This is a genomic window from Stenotrophomonas sp. TWI587, from assembly GCF_039674145.1.
In the GTDB taxonomy this organism is placed as follows: Bacteria; Pseudomonadota; Gammaproteobacteria; order Xanthomonadales; family Xanthomonadaceae; genus Stenotrophomonas; species Stenotrophomonas maltophilia_AY.
In genome coordinates this window covers 265,209-281,321 of the sequence record NZ_JBDJMW010000003.1, presented here as the reverse complement: position 1 = coordinate 281,321, position 16,113 = coordinate 265,209, and the positions used below count along the sequence as shown (strand labels likewise).

General features: G+C 65.9%; 15 protein-coding genes. 4 read left to right on the top strand and 11 right to left on the bottom strand.

The features are described 5' to 3' along the window. Window positions 1–72: 72 nt before the first annotated feature. Both ABE464_RS06935 and ubiE read right to left on the bottom strand, forming a co-directional pair. Window positions 73–2,013, bottom strand: coding sequence for a M1 family metallopeptidase (locus tag ABE464_RS06935; RefSeq protein WP_346471330.1), 1,941 nt, complete (start codon window positions 2,011–2,013; stop codon window positions 73–75). A 162-nt stretch (window positions 2,014–2,175) separates the two neighbouring features. Then, on the bottom strand, window positions 2,176–2,937 hold the full coding sequence (ubiE, locus tag ABE464_RS06930; RefSeq protein ID WP_070471930.1) for a bifunctional demethylmenaquinone methyltransferase/2-methoxy-6-polyprenyl-1,4-benzoquinol methylase UbiE: 762 nt from the start codon (window positions 2,935–2,937) through the stop codon (window positions 2,176–2,178). 77 nt (window positions 2,938–3,014) lie between these two features. Between ubiE and ABE464_RS06925 the strand changes: the two genes are divergently transcribed. The 3 genes from ABE464_RS06925 to ABE464_RS06915 all read left to right on the top strand — a co-directional run bounded on the left by ABE464_RS06925 (window position 3,015) and on the right by ABE464_RS06915 (window position 4,395). Beyond that, complete coding sequence (locus ABE464_RS06925) at window positions 3,015–3,467, top strand: nucleoside deaminase (RefSeq protein WP_019186053.1); 453 nt, start codon at window positions 3,015–3,017, stop codon at window positions 3,465–3,467. Between the two features lie 254 nt (window positions 3,468–3,721). Next, a complete protein-coding gene (locus ABE464_RS06920; RefSeq protein WP_346471329.1) occupies window positions 3,722–4,000 on the top strand; it encodes a hypothetical protein in 279 nt (92 codons plus the stop codon). Between the two features lie 62 nt (window positions 4,001–4,062). Beyond that, window positions 4,063–4,395, top strand: coding sequence for a hypothetical protein (locus tag ABE464_RS06915; RefSeq protein WP_123730151.1), 333 nt, complete (start codon window positions 4,063–4,065; stop codon window positions 4,393–4,395). Window positions 4,396–4,566: 171 nt separating this feature from the next. On the opposite strand, the gene ABE464_RS06910 is transcribed toward ABE464_RS06915, so the two are convergent. Genes ABE464_RS06910 through smeD form a run of 3 tightly spaced genes read right to left on the bottom strand, consistent with a single transcriptional unit; the run spans window position 4,567 to window position 10,297 of the window. Beyond that, window positions 4,567–5,967 carry an efflux transporter outer membrane subunit gene (locus ABE464_RS06910; RefSeq protein WP_346471328.1) on the bottom strand — a complete coding sequence of 467 codons (1,401 nt, stop codon included), beginning with the start codon at window positions 5,965–5,967 and terminating at the stop codon, window positions 4,567–4,569. Continuing rightward, entirely contained in the window at window positions 5,960–9,106 is a 3,147-nt protein-coding gene (gene smeE, locus ABE464_RS06905) for a multidrug efflux RND transporter permease subunit SmeE (RefSeq protein ID WP_346471327.1), read from the bottom strand. Before smeE ends, ABE464_RS06910 begins: the two co-directional genes overlap by 8 nt. A 12-nt stretch (window positions 9,107–9,118) precedes the next feature. Continuing rightward, window positions 9,119–10,297, bottom strand: a complete 1,179-nt coding sequence (gene smeD / locus ABE464_RS06900; RefSeq protein WP_346471326.1) for a multidrug efflux RND transporter periplasmic adaptor subunit SmeD — start codon at window positions 10,295–10,297, stop codon at window positions 9,119–9,121. A gap of 229 nt (window positions 10,298–10,526) precedes the next feature. Between smeD and ABE464_RS06895 the strand changes: the two genes are divergently transcribed. Continuing rightward, window positions 10,527–11,195, top strand: a complete 669-nt coding sequence (locus tag ABE464_RS06895; protein ID WP_346471325.1) for a TetR family transcriptional regulator — start codon at window positions 10,527–10,529, stop codon at window positions 11,193–11,195. A 62-nt stretch (window positions 11,196–11,257) separates the two neighbouring features. Here the strand turns inward: ABE464_RS06895 and hslU are convergent, their stop codons facing one another. The 6 genes from hslU to ABE464_RS06865 all read right to left on the bottom strand — a co-directional run bounded on the left by hslU (window position 11,258) and on the right by ABE464_RS06865 (window position 16,069). Beyond that, on the bottom strand, window positions 11,258–12,631 hold the full coding sequence (hslU, locus tag ABE464_RS06890; RefSeq protein ID WP_121039962.1) for an ATP-dependent protease ATPase subunit HslU: 1,374 nt from the start codon (window positions 12,629–12,631) through the stop codon (window positions 11,258–11,260). 118 nt (window positions 12,632–12,749) lie between these two features. Next, on the bottom strand, window positions 12,750–13,301 hold the full coding sequence (hslV, locus tag ABE464_RS06885) for an ATP-dependent protease subunit HslV (protein ID WP_019183676.1): 552 nt from the start codon (window positions 13,299–13,301) through the stop codon (window positions 12,750–12,752). Window positions 13,302–13,392: 91 nt separating this feature from the next. Further along, window positions 13,393–14,283: a tyrosine recombinase XerC gene (gene xerC / locus ABE464_RS06880; protein WP_346471324.1), complete on the bottom strand. Its 891-nt coding sequence runs from the start codon at window positions 14,281–14,283 to the stop codon at window positions 13,393–13,395. A gap of 22 nt (window positions 14,284–14,305) precedes the next feature. After that, entirely contained in the window at window positions 14,306–14,983 is a 678-nt protein-coding gene (locus ABE464_RS06875) for a DUF484 family protein (protein ID WP_259259058.1), read from the bottom strand. Continuing rightward, window positions 14,980–15,834: a diaminopimelate epimerase gene (dapF, locus tag ABE464_RS06870; RefSeq protein WP_346471323.1), complete on the bottom strand. Its 855-nt coding sequence runs from the start codon at window positions 15,832–15,834 to the stop codon at window positions 14,980–14,982. Before dapF ends, ABE464_RS06875 begins: the two co-directional genes overlap by 4 nt. Beyond that, a complete protein-coding gene (locus tag ABE464_RS06865; protein WP_346471322.1) occupies window positions 15,827–16,069 on the bottom strand; it encodes a lipoprotein in 243 nt (80 codons plus the stop codon). The genes dapF and ABE464_RS06865 overlap by 8 nt, the downstream gene beginning before the upstream one ends. Window positions 16,070–16,113 lie beyond the last annotated feature (44 nt).

Genomic DNA, 16,113 nt, shown 5'->3' with positions numbered 1-16,113 from the left:
CGCGGTACGCAGGCGCGAATAAAAAACGGCGGGTTTCCCCGCCGTTTTTCGTTCAACCGATACGTCTGGCGATTACGGCTTGGCCGTGCCCGCCTCGGCCTTGTCCAGCATGTCCTGGACCGAGCCGGTGGTGATCGGGTGATACCCCGGCTTGGCCTTGGCGAAGGCCGCCTTGGCGAAGGCCAGGCCTTCCGGCGTCTTCACCAGTTCGGCGTAGATCGGCATGATCAGCTTGCGGCGGCCGACGCGCTCGATGAAGGCGCCGGCGGCTTCGTTCGCTTCGCTGTAGCCACTGCGGATCGTCAGCGGGTACCAGCGCATCGCGATCTCGCCGTTGGCCGTACCGGTGAAGTGGCAGGCCTTGTCCAGCGCGGCCAGCTTCTCCACCGGCAGGGTCTTGCCCAGGCCGTCGATGAAGTGCACCCACTCCTGGGTGCCCCACTCGCCGGTGATCTGTGCATTGGGCAGCGTGTTGCTGCCCTGCCAGGCGATGCGGGCGGTATCGACGATGGAGAAGTTGCGCGAGCGGGCCTTGGTCGCGAACGACGGAATGCCCGGCTCGTCCAGCCATGCCTTCAGCTCGGCATCGCTGACGGCGCCCGGCTTCTTGGACAGCAGGTTCTTCTTCAGGTACTCGACGAACTGGTCGGTGTTCGCGCTCTGGAAGGCGTGGTCATCGAACCAGCCACGCAGGAACGGGTCGAAGGTCTCGCGGCCAAAGCGCTGTTCCAGGAACTGCAGGAACCATGCGCCCTTGACGTAGGCGACCTGGCTCAACGCCTCGTCCGGGTCACGCTCGCTCAGCGGCGGCAGCGCCAGCGCCTGGTCAGCCGGGCTCATGTCCTTCACTTCGGCGAGCAGATCGTTCTGGTCGATCTCACGCTCCATCTCGGCCATCTCCTGGCCATACAGCGCCTCGGTGATGCGGCCCTGCACGTAGGTGGTGAAGCCTTCGTTGAGCCAGATGTCCTTCCAGCTGGCGTTGGTCACCAGATTGCCCGACCAGCTGTGCGCCAGTTCGTGTGCCACCAGCGAGACCAGCGACTTGTCGCCGACGATCACGGTCGGGGTGGCGAAGGTCAGACGCGGGTTTTCCATGCCACCGAACGGGAACGACGGCGGCAGCACCAGCATGTCGTAGCGACCCCAGCGGTATTCGCCGAAGAGCTTCTCGGCGGTGCCGATCATCTTCTCGGTGTCTTCGAATTCCTTGGCGGCCTTGCCGACCATGGTCGGTTCGGCCCAGACGCCGGAGCGGCCGGAAATCGGTTCGAACACCAGGTCGCCAGCGGCGATGGCCAGCAGGTAGGACGGAATCGGCTGCGGCATCTTGAAGGTGTAATCACCATCACGCGCGGCCTTGGGATCGTTGTCGGCGCTCATCAGCACCATCACGTCCGGGCGCGAGACCACATGCGCGCTGTAGGTGAAGCGCACGCTGGGGGTGTCCTGCAGCGGCACCCACGAACGGGCGTGGATCGCCTGCGACTGGCTGAACATGAAGGGCAGCTTCTTGCCCTCCGTCATCGACGGCTCCAGCCACTGCAGGCCCGAGGCGGTCGGTGCGGTGTGATACGTGATCACGACCTTGGCCGGCTGGTCCGGGGTCTCGATGCTCAGCTTGCTGCCGAACACCTTGTCGGCCGGCGCCAGCACGAAGGGCAGTGGCGCGGCCTTGCCGTCGGCAGCGATCGCCTCGACCTTCTCCACGGTCAGCTCGCGGGTGTCCAGCACCAGCTGCTTGGCGGCGTTGTCCTTCCACTCCAGGGTGTAGGTCGCGGTGCCACCGATCTGCTTGCTGTCGAAATCCAGCTTCAGATCCAGCGCGAGGTCCTTGACGACCACCTTGTCCGGCTCGGCGTACGAGCTTTCATCGTGGCTGCGGCTGTCCGCTTTCATGGCAGTGCTCGCCGGCGCGTTGGCAGTGGGATCGACGGTCGGAGCCGCCGGTTCTTTGGAGCAGCCGGACGCCAGGGCGACGGCCAGGGGAATCAACAGGAACGGAGATCGCATGAACGGGACCGATCAGGGTGAAACGACCAGTTTACCCCCTGTCCCGGACCCCGCGCAGGCCGTGTGTGGCGGTTTGCGCATTCAGTCGGCCGCGCGTGGCAGGCCCGCGCGGTGCGCCGACCGGCCGCAGGCCCGAGTCCCCGCAGACCCCGGGCCGCTCACTCAGAGCTTGTAGCCGGAGTGGATCGAGACGATGCCGCCGGTCAGGTTCTTGTAGTGGCACCGCTCGAAGCCGGCCTCGGCCATCATGGTCTTGAGCTGCTCCTGCGGCGGATGCTTGCGGATGCTCTCGGCCAGGTACTGGTAGCTGTCGCCATCGCGTGCGAACAGCTGACCCAGCTTGGGCAGGATCTTGAACGAGTGGAAATCGTAGATCGGCTTGAACCAGTCGGCGGTGACCTCGGAGAACTCCAGCACCCGCGCCTGCCCGCCCACTTTGAGGACGCGGTGCATCTCGCGCAGGCCGGCTTCCTTGTCGGTGACGTTGCGCAGGCCGAAGGCGATCGTGACCAGATCAAAGCTCGCGTCGGGGAACGGCAGCGCCTCGGCGTTGCACTGCACGTAATTCAGGCCCGCGACCAGGCCGCGGTTGGTGAGACGATCACGGCCGACCGAGAGCATGCCGGCGTTGATGTCGCCCAGCACCACTTCACCCTCGTCACCCACCCGCTCCTTGATCAGCGCGGCGATGTCGCCGGTGCCGCCGGCCAGATCCAGCACGCGGTCGCCCGGCTTCACCTGCGCGGTGGCTACGTAGTAGCGCTTCCACGCCCGGTGGATGCCCAGGCTCATGAGATCGTTCATCAGGTCGTAGCTGCGCGCGACCGAGGTGAACACTTCGCCCACCAGCTTCTGCTTGTCCTTCGCAGCGACATCGCGGAAGCCGAAATGGGTGGTGCCAGTCTTGTAGGGGGATTCGCTCATGGGACGATTATCGCACCGCCGGCGCCGTTGCGGCAGGCTGCCACTATCATGAAGGCCTTCACGTCCCTGGATTGCGCATGATCACCACCCCCGACTACGCCGCCCTGCTCGAAACTGCCATCGCCGAAGCCCGCCAGGGCCTGGCCGAGGGCGGCATCCCGATCGGCGCCGCGCTGTACCACAACGATGGCCGCCTGCTCGGCTGCGGCCACAACCGCCGCGTGCAGGAAGGCGATCCGTCCGTGCACGGCGAGACCGATGCCTTCCGCAAGGCCGGCCGCCAGCGCCGCTACCAGGACACCATCATGGTGACTACCCTGGCCCCCTGCTGGTACTGCAGCGGGCTGGTACGCCAGTTCAACATCGGCACGGTGGTGGTGGGCGAGTCGGTCACCTTCCAGGGGGGCATCGAATGGCTGCGCGAGAACGGCGTCAAGGTGATCGACATGCAGAGCCAGGCATGCATCGATCTGCTGGGCGGCTTCATCAGTGCCCATCCCGAGGTCTGGAACGAAGACATCGGCGAGTAACGGCCGACGATTCCGCGCGGATTCCCGCGCCGGTTGCCCGCGCGATCGCAGGACGACCTGCGCGGGCACGACAGCGTTCTGAATGCTTCAGCGAGCGGCGCTGGCCTGAACGCCCTGTGCGGCGGGTCTTTGCCCGCTCCGGCGTCACGCCTTGTCCACCCGCGCCGAATGGCGCGAACACGCGGTACTAACAACCGCGCTGCATGAACGTCTTAAGGTGGTTGCACAGGGGGCACCATCGTCGAGGAGACGTCATGCATGCCCAAACCCGCCGCACCTCCTCTGTCGAACCTGCGTTGATGGACGCGTGGGAAAGACTGCAGGTGCACTACGCACGCCACCATAACGCCGCGCCTTTCTGGGATGCCTACCAGGCCATCCAGGATGAGTTGACGCGGTCCCATCCCGATCATCGCGTTGCGGTCTGCAACCGGCTGGCGACGTTGGCCGAACGGCTCGGCGTCGTCCATCACGCCCAACTGCTGGGCGAGACGCGTGGCGAATCTCGCCACACTGGCTCCACATCGCCATGACACCGCTTGCACCGCGCCCTACGCCATCATCCAGATTCCCTTCTTCCCATATTGAAGTGACCATGTCTTCCGCCCAGATTTCCATCCCTGCCGTCATCGATGTCGACGCCGAAGTCAGTCACTGGCGTCAGCGTCATGCCGACGGCAACCTCGGGACGGGCTCATTCGGCCACTACGTGCCGTGGATCAAGTTCGCCTGCGATTCACTGATCACGCAACCGCGCGCCAGTGATGAGGAGCGCGATGAAATGTTCCAGACCCATTACGCGCTGCAGATCATGCCGCGCCTGTCCGAAGACCAGGCCCGTCAGTTCGTGGACCAGTGCTGGGAACACGTTTACCTCGCCGGTCGCCAGGACCAGGCATCGCGCCCGCGGCTGCACGCACGCGCCTGACGCGCACCCGCTGGACAGCGCCTGCTCGGCGCTCTGTCCATGATGCAGGCACCCCGGCCCCTGCCGGTCGTGCCTGATGAAACCGCACAGCCTCACACGTCGTGTCGCCAAGACGGCGACCCCGCGCAATGACCTGCACAGGTGCGGCCACGTGGCCGCACCTGTGATGCCTCACCCGCGCTCGTGCCAACCGCCGCCGAGCACCTTGTACAAGGCCACCTGATTGGACTGCTGGGCCAGCTGCGTGCTGACCAGCGACTGCCGTGCGGTGTACGCCGTGCGTCGCGCATCCAGCAGGGTCAGGAAGCTGTCCAGCCCGGCGTCGTAGCGGGCCTGCGACAACCGCTGCGCCTGCTCGGCCGCTGCCACCAGCGCCTGCTGCGAAGCCAACTGCGCGTCCAGGCTCTCGTTGAGCGCCAGCGCGTCGGCCGCCTCGCGGAAACCGGACTGGATCGCCTTCTCGTACTGCGCCAGCGCGATGTCGCGATCTGCGGTGGCCATGCCCAGATTGGCGCGCAGCTTGCCGCCCTGGAAGATCGGCAGGTTGAGCTTGGGAATGAAACTCCACACGCGCGTGCCACTGTCAAACAGACCCGACAGCTCCGACGAAGCCGAGCCGATGTTGCCGGTCAGGCTGATCGACGGAAAGAATGCTGCGCGCGCGGCACCGATATTGGCGTTGGCCGAGAGCAGCACGTGCTCGGCGGCCATCACGTCCGGCCGCCGCAGCAGTACATCGCCCGGTACGCCGGCCGGGAGCGGCCGAACGCTGGCGACATCGGTCACCTCGGCCTGCGGCAACAGTGACGCATCGATCGGTCCACCGGCCAACAGCACCAGCGCATTGCGATCCTGCGCGACCTGCCCGGCGAAGCGCGCCACATCCGTACGCGCGGTTTCCACCAGGGTGCGGGTCTGGCTCAGTTCCAGCGCGGAGGCGCCACCGAGCTGGCGGCGGGCCTCGGTCAGGCGCAGCGAATCCTCATAGGTCGCCAGTGTCGCCTGGGCGATCCGCAGCTGCTCGCTGTCCGCGCCGAGGGTCAGCCACGCGTTGGCCACCTCGGCCACCAGCGACAGCTGCGCACTGCGGCGATTGGCCGCTTCGGCGAAGTACTGCTGCAGGGCCGCCTGGCTGAGATTGCGCACGCGGCCGAACAGATCCAGCTCGAACTCGAGCACACCGAGGTTGGCACTGAACTGCTCGGTCACCGGGGCATCGCCGCCACTGCGGGTCATCTGCCCCTGCACGCCGACCGCCGGCACCCGATCAGCACGCTGGATCCGGTACTGCGCGCGGGCACGCTCGACATTGAGCACGGCCACGCGCAGGTCGCGGTTGTTCTCCAGCGACTGGGTGATCACCGCCTGCAGGCGCGGGTCGACGAAGAAATCGCGCCAGCCGATGTCGGCGACATCCGCCGGTGCAGCGCCCTGCGCGCCTGAGGTGGCCGCCACCGGCCACTGCGAGGGAATCGCCGGGGCGACTTCGGTGCTGCGCGGCTCCAGCGTCGAGCAGCCAGACAGCACCAGGCTCACGGCCAGCGCCAGGCTGGCCATCATGGGCTTACGCATCGGAACCTCCGGCGTTCTTGCCGTACTTCTTGCGATTGAACACGCGCTGCACCACCACGAAGAACAGCGGGATGAAGAACACACCCAGCACCGTGCCGACCAGCATGCCGCCGAGCACGCCGGTACCGATGGCCTGCTGTGCACCGGAACCGGCACCAGAGGCGATCGCCAGCGGCAGCACGCCCAGGCCGAAGGCCAGCGAGGTCATGATGATCGGACGCAGACGGTCACGCACAGCGTGCATCGTCGCCTCGATCAGGCCGGCGCCCTTCTCCAGGTTTTCCTTGGCGAACTCCACGATCAGGATCGCGTTTTTACTGGTCAAACCGACCGTGGTCAGCATCGCCACCTGGAAGTAGATGTCGCGCTCCATGCCACGCATGGTGTTGGCCAGCACCGCACCGAGGATGCCCAACGGTGCCACCAGCAGCACCGAGGTCGGCACGCTCCAGCTTTCATACAGTGCCGCCAGGCACAGGAACACGATCAGCAGCGACAGCGTGTACAGCAACGGCGTCTGCGAACCGGCCTGGCGCTCCTGGTAGGACAGCGCGGTCCACTCGATGTCGAAACCGGCCGGCAACTGCTTGGCGAGTTTCTCCACTTCGTTCATCGCATCGCCGGAGGCCACGCCCGGGGCCGGCTCGCCCTGGATTTCCATCGCGGACACGCCGTTGTAGCGCTCCAGGCGCGGCGAACCGTAATCCCAACGCTGGCTGGCGAAGGCCGAGAACGGCACCATCTCACCGGCCGCGTTCTTGACCGACCACAGGTTGAAGTCTTCCGGGTTCATGCGGAACGGCGCATCGGACTGCACGTACACGCGCTTGACCCGGCCACGGTCGATGAAGTCATCGATGTAGCTGCTGCCCCAGGCCGCGGCGAGCGTGGTGTTGACCGATTCCAGTGACAGGCCCAGCGCACTCGCCTTGCCGACGTCGATATCGATGCGCAGCTGCGGCGTGTCTTCCTGCCCGTTCGGGCGCACGTTGGCCAGCAGCTTGCTCTGCCCGGCCATGCCGAGCAGCTGGTTGCGTGCGTCCAGCAGCGCCTGGTGACCAGCACCGCTGGTGTCCTTCAGGAAGAAGGTGTACCCCGAGCCGATACCCAGTTCCGGCATCGCCGGCGGCGGGAAGGCGAAGATGAAGGCATCCTTGATCCCGCCCAGCGCCGCCATCGCGCGACCGGTCACCGGCATCGCACCCTGATCGGCATCACGGTCCTTCCAGTCCTTGAGCTTGACGAAGGCCATGCCCGCGTTCTGGCCCATGCCGGCGAAGCTGAAGCCCTGCACCGAGAAGATCGACTCGATCGCGTCGGCCTCGTTCTCCATGAAGTGCTTTTCAAGCTTGTCGATCGATTCCAGGGTGCGTTCCTGGGTGGCGCCGACCGGGGTCTGCACCAGCGCCATCAGGATGCCCTGGTCTTCATTGGGCAGGAACGAACTGGGCAGGCGCATGAACAGCAGGCCCATCACCAGCGCGAGCGCAGCGAACACGCCCATGAAGCGCCACGGACGGCCAAGAATGCCGCGCACGCCACGCTGATAGCCATTGCTGGAACGGTCGAAACCCCGGTTGAACGCGTTGAAGAAACGCCCCGACCAGCCCTTGTGGGCCACGTGGTGCTCGCCCTTCTTGAGCGGCTTGAGCATCGTGGCGCACAGCGCCGGGGTCAGTACGATCGCGACCAGCACCGACAGCGCCATCGCCGAGACGATCGTGGCCGAGAACTGGCGGTAGATGACGCCGGTGGCCCCGCTCATGAAGGCCATCGGCACGAACACCGCCGACAGCACCAGGCCGATGCCGACCAGCGCGCCGGTGATCTGGCTCATCGATTTGCGCGTGGCTTCCAGCGGCGAGAGTCCTTCCTCGGACATGATCCGCTCGACGTTCTCCACCACCACGATCGCGTCATCGACCAACAGGCCGATCGCCAGCACCATCGCGAACATGGTCAGCATGTTCACCGAGAAGCCCAGCGCGGCCAGGATGCCGAACGTGCCCAGCAGCACCACCGGCACCGCGATCGTCGGGATCAGCGTTGCACGGAAGTTCTGCAGGAACAGGTACATCACCAGGAACACCAGCACGATGGCTTCGATCAGGGTCTTGATGACGCCCTTGATCGAGACCTGCACGAACGGCGTGGTGTCATACGGCACCACCGCCTTCAGGCCGGCCGGGAAGTTCGGTGCCATCTCATCCAGCGCCGCACGCACACCATTGGCGGTGTCCAGCGCATTGGCGCCGGTGGCCAGGGTGATCGCGATACCCGACGACGGCTTGCCGTTGTAGCGGGTCACGAAGTCGTACGACTCTGCGCCCAGCTCCACGCGGGCCACATCCGACAGACGCAGCTCGGCACCATCCTGCGCGCTGCGCACGATGATGTTGCGGAACTGCTCCGGCGTCTGCAGGCGGTCCTGCGCATTGATCGTCGCGTTGAGCTGCTGGCCCTTGATCGATGGCGCGCCGCCGAGCTGGCCGATGGCAACCTGCGCGTTCTGCGCGGTGATCGCGGCGATCACTTCGGCGGTGGACAGCTTGTAGGTATGCAGCTTGTTGGGGTCCAGCCAGATACGCATGGCGTACTTGCCACCGAACACCTGGATGTTGCCCACGCCCGGCACGCGGCTCAGCGGATCGACGATGTTGGAGCCGACGTAATCGGAGATGTCGTTGGCGTCCATGCTGCCGTCTTCAGAGACGAAGCCGAGCACCTGCAGGAAGCCACTGCTCGACTTCGCGACGTTGATGCCCTGCCGCTGCACTTCCTGCGGCAGCAGCGGCATGGCCAGCTGCAACTTGTTCTGCACCTGCACCTGCGCGATATCCGGGTTGGTCCCGCTCTCGAAGGTGAGGGTGATGGTCGCCTGGCCGTTGGCCGAGCTGTTGGACGAGAAGTAGATCAGGCCATCCAGGCCCTTCATGTTCTGCTCGATGATCTGCGTCACCGAGTCCTCGACCACCTTGGCCGAGGCACCCGGGTAACTGGCGCTGATCTCGACGGCCGGCGGTGCCACTTCCGGGTACATCGACACCGGCAGCTTGAGCACCGCCAGGCCACCAGCGAGCATGATGATGATCGCAATCACCCACGCGAAGATGGGGCGATCAATGAAGAAACGTGCCATGGAATTCTCCGGTTACTGCTGGGCGGCGGGAGCCGCCGGCGCGGCGGCCGGCTTGGCCGGGGCCGTGCCCATTTCGGTGGCCTGCACGGGCATGCCCGGCTGGATCTTCTGCAGGCCTTCGACGATGACCTTGTCACCGGCCTTCAGCCCGTCTTCCACCAGCCACTTGTCGCCGAGCGAACGGCTGACCTTGACCTGCCGCACTTCGACCTTGTCGTCCTTGCCGACCACCATGGCGCTGGTATCGCCCTTGGGATCGCGGGCAATGCCCTGCATCGGCACCAGGATCGCGTTCTCGCGCACGCCGCTGCCCACCTGGGCACGCACGTACATGCCGGGCATCAGCACCTGGTCCGGGTTTTCGACCTTGACCCGCAGCGCGTAGCTGCCGGTGGTCGGATCGACGCTGACTTCGGAGAATTCCAGCGTGCCCTTGTGGTCGAACTCGGTGCCGTCGTCGAGCAGGATCGTCACCGGCAGGGTCTGGTTGTCCTGCAAACGGCCGCTGGCCAGTTCGCGGCGCAGCTGCAGCAGCTCGCTGGCGGACTGGGTCAGATCGACATAGATCGGATTCAACTGCTGCACCGTGGCCAGCGCTTCGGCCTGGCCGGCGCTGACCAGCGCACCCTGGGTGACCGAGGACTTGCCGATGCGGCCGCTGATCGGCGCGGTGATGCGCGCATAGCCCAGCGTCACGTTGGCGGCGTCCAGCGCGGCACGCGCGGCACCGACATCGGCCTCGGCCTGCTTGAGCGCGGCGATCGCGTTCTCGTTGTCCTGGGTGCTGACCGCCTCCACCTTGGCCAGCTCGCCGATGCGCTTGGCGCTCAGGCGTGCGGCATTGGCGGTGGCTTCGGCGCGGGCCAGCTGGGCGCGGGCGCTGTTGGCCTGGGCGCGGTAGCTGGCGTCATCGAGCTGATACAGCGGCTGCCCGGCGGTCACCAGACCGCCTTCGGTGAACAGGCGCTTGGCCACGATGCCGTTGACCTGCGGGCGCACTTCGGCGACCAGGAACGCATTGGTGCGACCCGGCAGCTCGCGGGTCAAGCCGACCTGCTCGGCTTTCAGGGTGGCGACGGTGACCTGGCCAGGCCCGCCCTGCGGACCCTCCTGCTCACCACCGCCACAGGCGGACACGGTCAGGGCGATCGCAAGGGACAGCGCGAGAAGACGGTACGGGGTTCTGGACATGGTGGTGGGGCTCGCAGACGGAAAAGGGCGCGCCCGCTGCCCAACTTCCCGTAACAGCGAAGAATGACGACAAACAGGCAGCAAATGACGGCAAATATCCGAAACGGGACCGCCGGCATCTGCAGGCAGTCCTCGCTGAGGATCAGTGGGGCGCAAATATACATACATGCATGTTTGTTTGTAAAGCAGTACAATTCAGGCCGGTTTCATCCAGCAACTGCACAGCGCAATGGCCAGAAAAACCAAAGAAGAGGCGCAGGCCACCCGCGAGGGCATCCTCGACGCGGCCGAGGCCTGTTTCCATGAATACGGGGTCGCCGGCACCAGCCTGGCGATGATCGGCGCGCGCGCCGGATTCACCCGCGGCGCGGTGTACTGGCACTTCAAGAACAAGACCGAAGTACTGACCGCAATGCTCGACCGCGAGCGCGTGCCGTTCATCGAGCGGCTGCGGCGCACCACCTCGGCCAAGCGCACGACGCCGGTCGTGGATCTTCGTTCGGCGCTGATCGTCTCGTTCCAGGAGTTGGCCGAGGATGAGCGCCTGCGCAACATCATGGAAATCATGCTGCGCAACGATCTGTCCGTCGAAAGCCTAGCGATGCAGGAACTGCAGCGCGAGACGTCACGCGAGGAGCTGGGCATTTTCACCGCCGCCTTCGAGCGCGCACGCGAACTCGGTCAACTGCATGACCACGTTGACGCCGAGACCGTCGCGCGCATCGTGTACACCAGCTTGACCGGCGTGTTCTACAGCGCGATGCTGGAACCGGAGTTGTTCGAGATCCAACGCGATGGCGTCCAGACGCTGGATGCGATCCTCAGCGCCTTCGTTCAGCCGGGGGTGTTCACCCCGGGCGCGCCGCCGACCGCCCTGCCGACCGACGACGACGCCTGAGCAAAAAAAACGGCGACACCAAGGTGCCGCCGTTCTTCCTACCACCCGATCGTTGCGTGCCGTTACAGGATGTAGCGGCTCAAATCCGGATCCTGCACCAGCTCGCCCAAGTGCGCATCGACGTACGCCTGGTCGATGCTGATGGTCTCGCCATCGCGGTCCGGCGCTTCATAGCTCAATGTATCCAGCAGGCGCTCCAGCACGGTGTGCAGGCGGCGCGCACCGATGTTCTCCTGACGCTCGTTCACCTGGAAGGCGATCTCGGCCAGGCGGTCCACCGCATCGACGGTGAACTTCATCGAGACACCTTCGGTCTGCAGCAGCGCTTCGTACTGTTTGGTCAGCGCGGCCTTCGGCTCGGTCAGGATGCGCACGAAGTCCTGCTTGCTCAGCGCGCCCAGTTCCACGCGGATCGGGAAACGACCCTGGAGTTCCGGGATCAGATCGCTGGGCTTGGCCAGGTGGAACGCGCCGGAGGCGATGAACAGAATGTGGTCGGTCTTGATCGTGCCGTACTTGGTGGACACGTTGGAGCCTTCCACCAGCGGCAGCAGATCGCGCTGCACGCCTTCGCGCGACACATCACCGCCACCGACGTTGTCACCGCGCTTGGCGACCTTGTCGATCTCATCGATGAACACGATGCCATGCTGCTCACAGGCTTCGATGGCCGCGCTGCGGATATCGTCTTCGTTGACCAGCTTGCCGGCCTCTTCCTCAATCAACAGCGGACGCGCAGCCTTGATCGACAGCGTGCGCTTCTGTGCCTTCGCACCGCCCATGCTGGAGAACATCTGGCGCAGCTGCTGCCCCATTTCCTCCATGCCTGGCGGGGTCATGATGTCCATGCTGACATTGGCCGACACTTCCAGCTCGATCTCGCGCTCATCCAGTTCACCGTTGCGCAGCATGCGGCGGAACTTGATGCGGGTCTCGTTGTCCTGTGCGGACGGCTCGTTGCGCGCGGCCTCGGCATCGAAGCCGATACCGGTACTGCGGCGCGGCAGCAGCGCATCCAGGATGCGGTCTTCAGCGCGCTCTTCGGCCTGCGTGCGCACGCGCACCTTGGCCTGCTCGCGGTACAGCTTGACCGCGGTATCGGCCAGATCGCGGATGATCTGCTCCACGTCCTTGCCGACGTAGCCGACCTCGGTGAACCGGGTGGCTTCGACCTTGACGAACGGCGCATTGGCCAGCGTGGCCAGGCGACGCGCGATCTCGGTCTTGCCGACGCCGGTCGGGCCGATCATCAGGATGTTCTTGGGCATGACTTCGTTGCGCAGCTCGGCCGGCAGCTGCATGCGGCGCCAGCGGTTGCGCAGCGCGATGGCGACCGCGCGCTTGGCGTCGTGCTGGCCGACGATGTGCCGGTCCAGTTCCTGCACGATCTCGCGCGGGGTCATGGTGGCGGACGAAACTTCAATCTTGTGCGGCATGGGTGTGCTCACGAGGATATGGGGTGGACGTAACGCTGATGTAGAGCCACGCCATGCGTGGCTGGCCGGATACCACAGCCACGCATGGCGTGGCGCTACCGAGCGTTGACCCTACGGGTCAAAGCTCCTCGACCACCACGTTGCGGTTGGTGTAGATGCAGATGTCGCCGGCGATGTTGATCGACTCGGTCGCGATCGTGCGGGCGTCCAGTTCGGTGTGCGCCATCAGCGCGCGGGCGGCCGACAAGGCGTAGGAACCACCGGAACCGATCGCGATGATGCCGTCTTCCGGTTCGATCACATCACCGGTGCCGCTGATGATCAGCGAGGTGTCCTTGTCGGCGACGGCGAGCAGCGCTTCGAGCTTGCCCAGGCGGCGCTCGGTGCGCCAATCCTTGGCCAGTTCCACTGCAGCACGCTGCAGCTGGCCGTGCTTTTCCAGCTTGGCTTCGAACAGCTCGAACAGGGTGAAGGCATCGGCGGCGGCACCGGCGAAACCGGCCAGCACCTGGCCCTCGCGACCCAGACGGCGAACCTTGCGGGCGTTGCCCTTCATCACCGTGTGGCCGAGCGTGACCTGGCCATCGCCAGCGACGGCGACATGTCCGTTGCGCCGCACCGAGATGATGGTGGTGGCATGAAATACGTTGGGGTTCTGACTGGGGTCCATGGAGCCTCCGGGGTGACAAAGACTGAGGTGGGGTCTATGCCCGACGCTTCAACCCGCGCTGCCCTGCGCCCGGATGCCGCAGCGGATCGATTCAGGTTTCGTTGCCGCTCTTGCGCCGCTTGGCACGCGGGTGCGCGGCGTCGTAGACCTTGGCCAGGTGCTGGAAATCCAGATGGGTGTAGATCTGCGTGGTGGCGATATCGGCATGGCCCAGCAGCTCCTGCACACCGCGCAGATCGCCGGAGGATTCCAGGATGTGGCTGGCGAAGCTGTGCCGCAGCATGTGCGGATGCACGTGCTTGAACAGACCCTGGCGCTGGGCCAGCTGGCGGATACGGATCTGTACGGCGCGCTGGGTGATCGGGCCACCCTTGCGCCCTGGGAACACCGGCGCGGTCGCCGCGCCGCCGCTTTCGGCCCGCCAGCCCTGCAGCGCAGTGCGCGCATGCGAACCGAACGGCACGCGTCGCTCCCGGTTGCCCTTGCCCAGTACGTTGACCAGACCGGTGTCGAAATCCAGGTCGCGCCAGATCAGCGCACACAGCTCACTCAGGCGCAGCCCGGAGGAATAGAACAGCTCCAGCAGCGCGCGATCGCGCAGACCGAGCGGTGCATCGGTGGGCAGTTCCACCAGTTGCACGGCTTCATCGGCGTCGAGCACCTGCGGTAGTTTGCGTGGTGCCTTGGGTGCTTTCAGGCCCGTCGCGGGATTGGCCTCGATGCGATGGTGCTTGAGCAACCAGGCATAGAAACTGCGGCAGGCCGAGAGCCGGCGCTGCAGCGACGTAGGCGACAGCCCACGGCGGTGTTCGGCAGCAATGAACTGGCGCAGCTGCGCACTGTCGAGCGTGTCGATCACCGCACCCTGCCCCTCAGCCCACGCCGCGAGTGCGTCCAGGTCGCGACGGTAGGCATCCAGCGTGTGCGCCGACATGCGGCGCTCCACCTGCAGGTGCGACAGGAAGTCCTGCGCGATACTCACGGCGACTCCCTTCGAAGGAACGTCAGGGCGAGGCGAAGCGCTGCAGCGCGACAACCAGCGATTCGCCCATCATGCGCAGGAACAGCGTGCCCATGCCCGGGTAGAACCGATTGCCGTCGTGGCTGCCGACCGCGATCAGGCCGACACCCGGCAGCGGCAGCAGTGCGCTGGACTGCACTTCCTCGGCCCGCCCGGCGTACAGCACGGTGTTTTTCTCCGCCTGCAGGCGGCCGCAGATCGGCTCGCCATCCTTGAGGCAATCGCGGAATACGCCGAGCAGCGGGCTGCTCTCCTCGATCACCTGCAGCCACGGTGCCTGTTCCAGTCCCGCTACCGGATGCAGCACGATCAGCCGCACCAGATCGCCGGCAAAATCTTCTTCCAGCGAGGCGGCCATCGCCCGCAGGGTGTCCGCCGCCGAGTCCTGCTTCATCAGTGCCAGGGTCAGTTGGTGCGTGCGCACGGCCAAGCGCTCGTTGATCTGCGCATTGGCGGCCAGATCGGCCAGCCGTCGCGACAGTTCACGATTCTTGTCGCGCAGCACGTCCAGCTGGTAGCTGGCCAGCGACGCCGTGGGGCCGTCATCGCGCGGCACCACCAGGGTCAGGGCCAGGTCCGGGAACTGCTTCAGGAAGGTCGGATGCCGACGCAGCCAGGCGGCTACTTCATGCGATCCGATTTTCTCGGCGGTCTCGCTCATGCGTTCCACTCCCCATCAAAGACGAAGGCTGCGGGTCCGGACATCACGATCTGTGCATCGTCGGACGGCCAGCGGATGCGCAGGTCGCCGCCAGGCAGCGACATGGTGGCATCGCGCTGCAGGCGACCGCGCTGCATCATCACCACGGCCGCGGCGCAGGCACCACTGCCGCAGGCCAGGGTTTCACCGGCGCCGCGCTCGTACACGCGCAGGCGCGCGTGCTGCGGGCCGAGCACCTGCACGAAACCGACATTGACCGATTTCGGGAACGAGGCGTGCTGCTGCAGCAACGGGCCCAGGCGCTCGACCGGGGCGGCATCGACCAGACCCACTTCGATCACCGCGTGCGGGTTGCCCATCGACACCGCGCCGAAGCGCACCGTGTCGCCCTGCAACGGCAACAGGTATTCCTCACGGGCGCGGGCGAAGCCGATCAGCGGTACGTTCTCCGGCTCGAAACGCGGCACGCCCATGGCCACCGCGTACTGGTCTTCGCCGAGGCGTTCGACCGCGTGGGTGGTGACCGGACTGTCGATCGCGAAGGTGCTGCCAGTGGCGGCGCCATCACGCACCAGCCAGGCGGCGACGCAGCGCGCGCCGTTGCCGCATTGCTCGGACGTGCTGCCGTCGGCGTTCCAGATCCGATACGAAGCGACCGAGCCCTCGGCTTTGGGCGGCTCGATGGTCAGGATCTGGTCGCAGCCCACGCCGGTATGGCGATCGGCCAGACGGGCCGCCAGCGCGGCATCCGGTGGTGCGCTGCCATCACGCAGGTCCAACACCACGAAATCGTTGCCGGCACCATGCATCTTGGTGAAGCGCAGCACCGCGGAGGTGTTCGACTTACTCATTCCCGTCATTGGCCTTCAGCGCCGGGGCATCAACGGGATCGGGAACCACCGGGGAATCGGTATCGGCATCGGCGGCCGGCGGCGTGGCGTCGGCAGCCGGTTCAACCAGCTGTTCTTCGACCGGGACCGGCTTCTGCGGCAGGACCAGCGGGCCCTTGTTGCCACAGGCCGACAGCACCAGCAGCGCCGAGGCGGCCAGCGTCAGGGAGATGAGGGTACGGGGGGATGTCTTCATCCCCCGAGTATAGCCGCGGTGTTTGGGCGCTTGGGTGCCGGCTG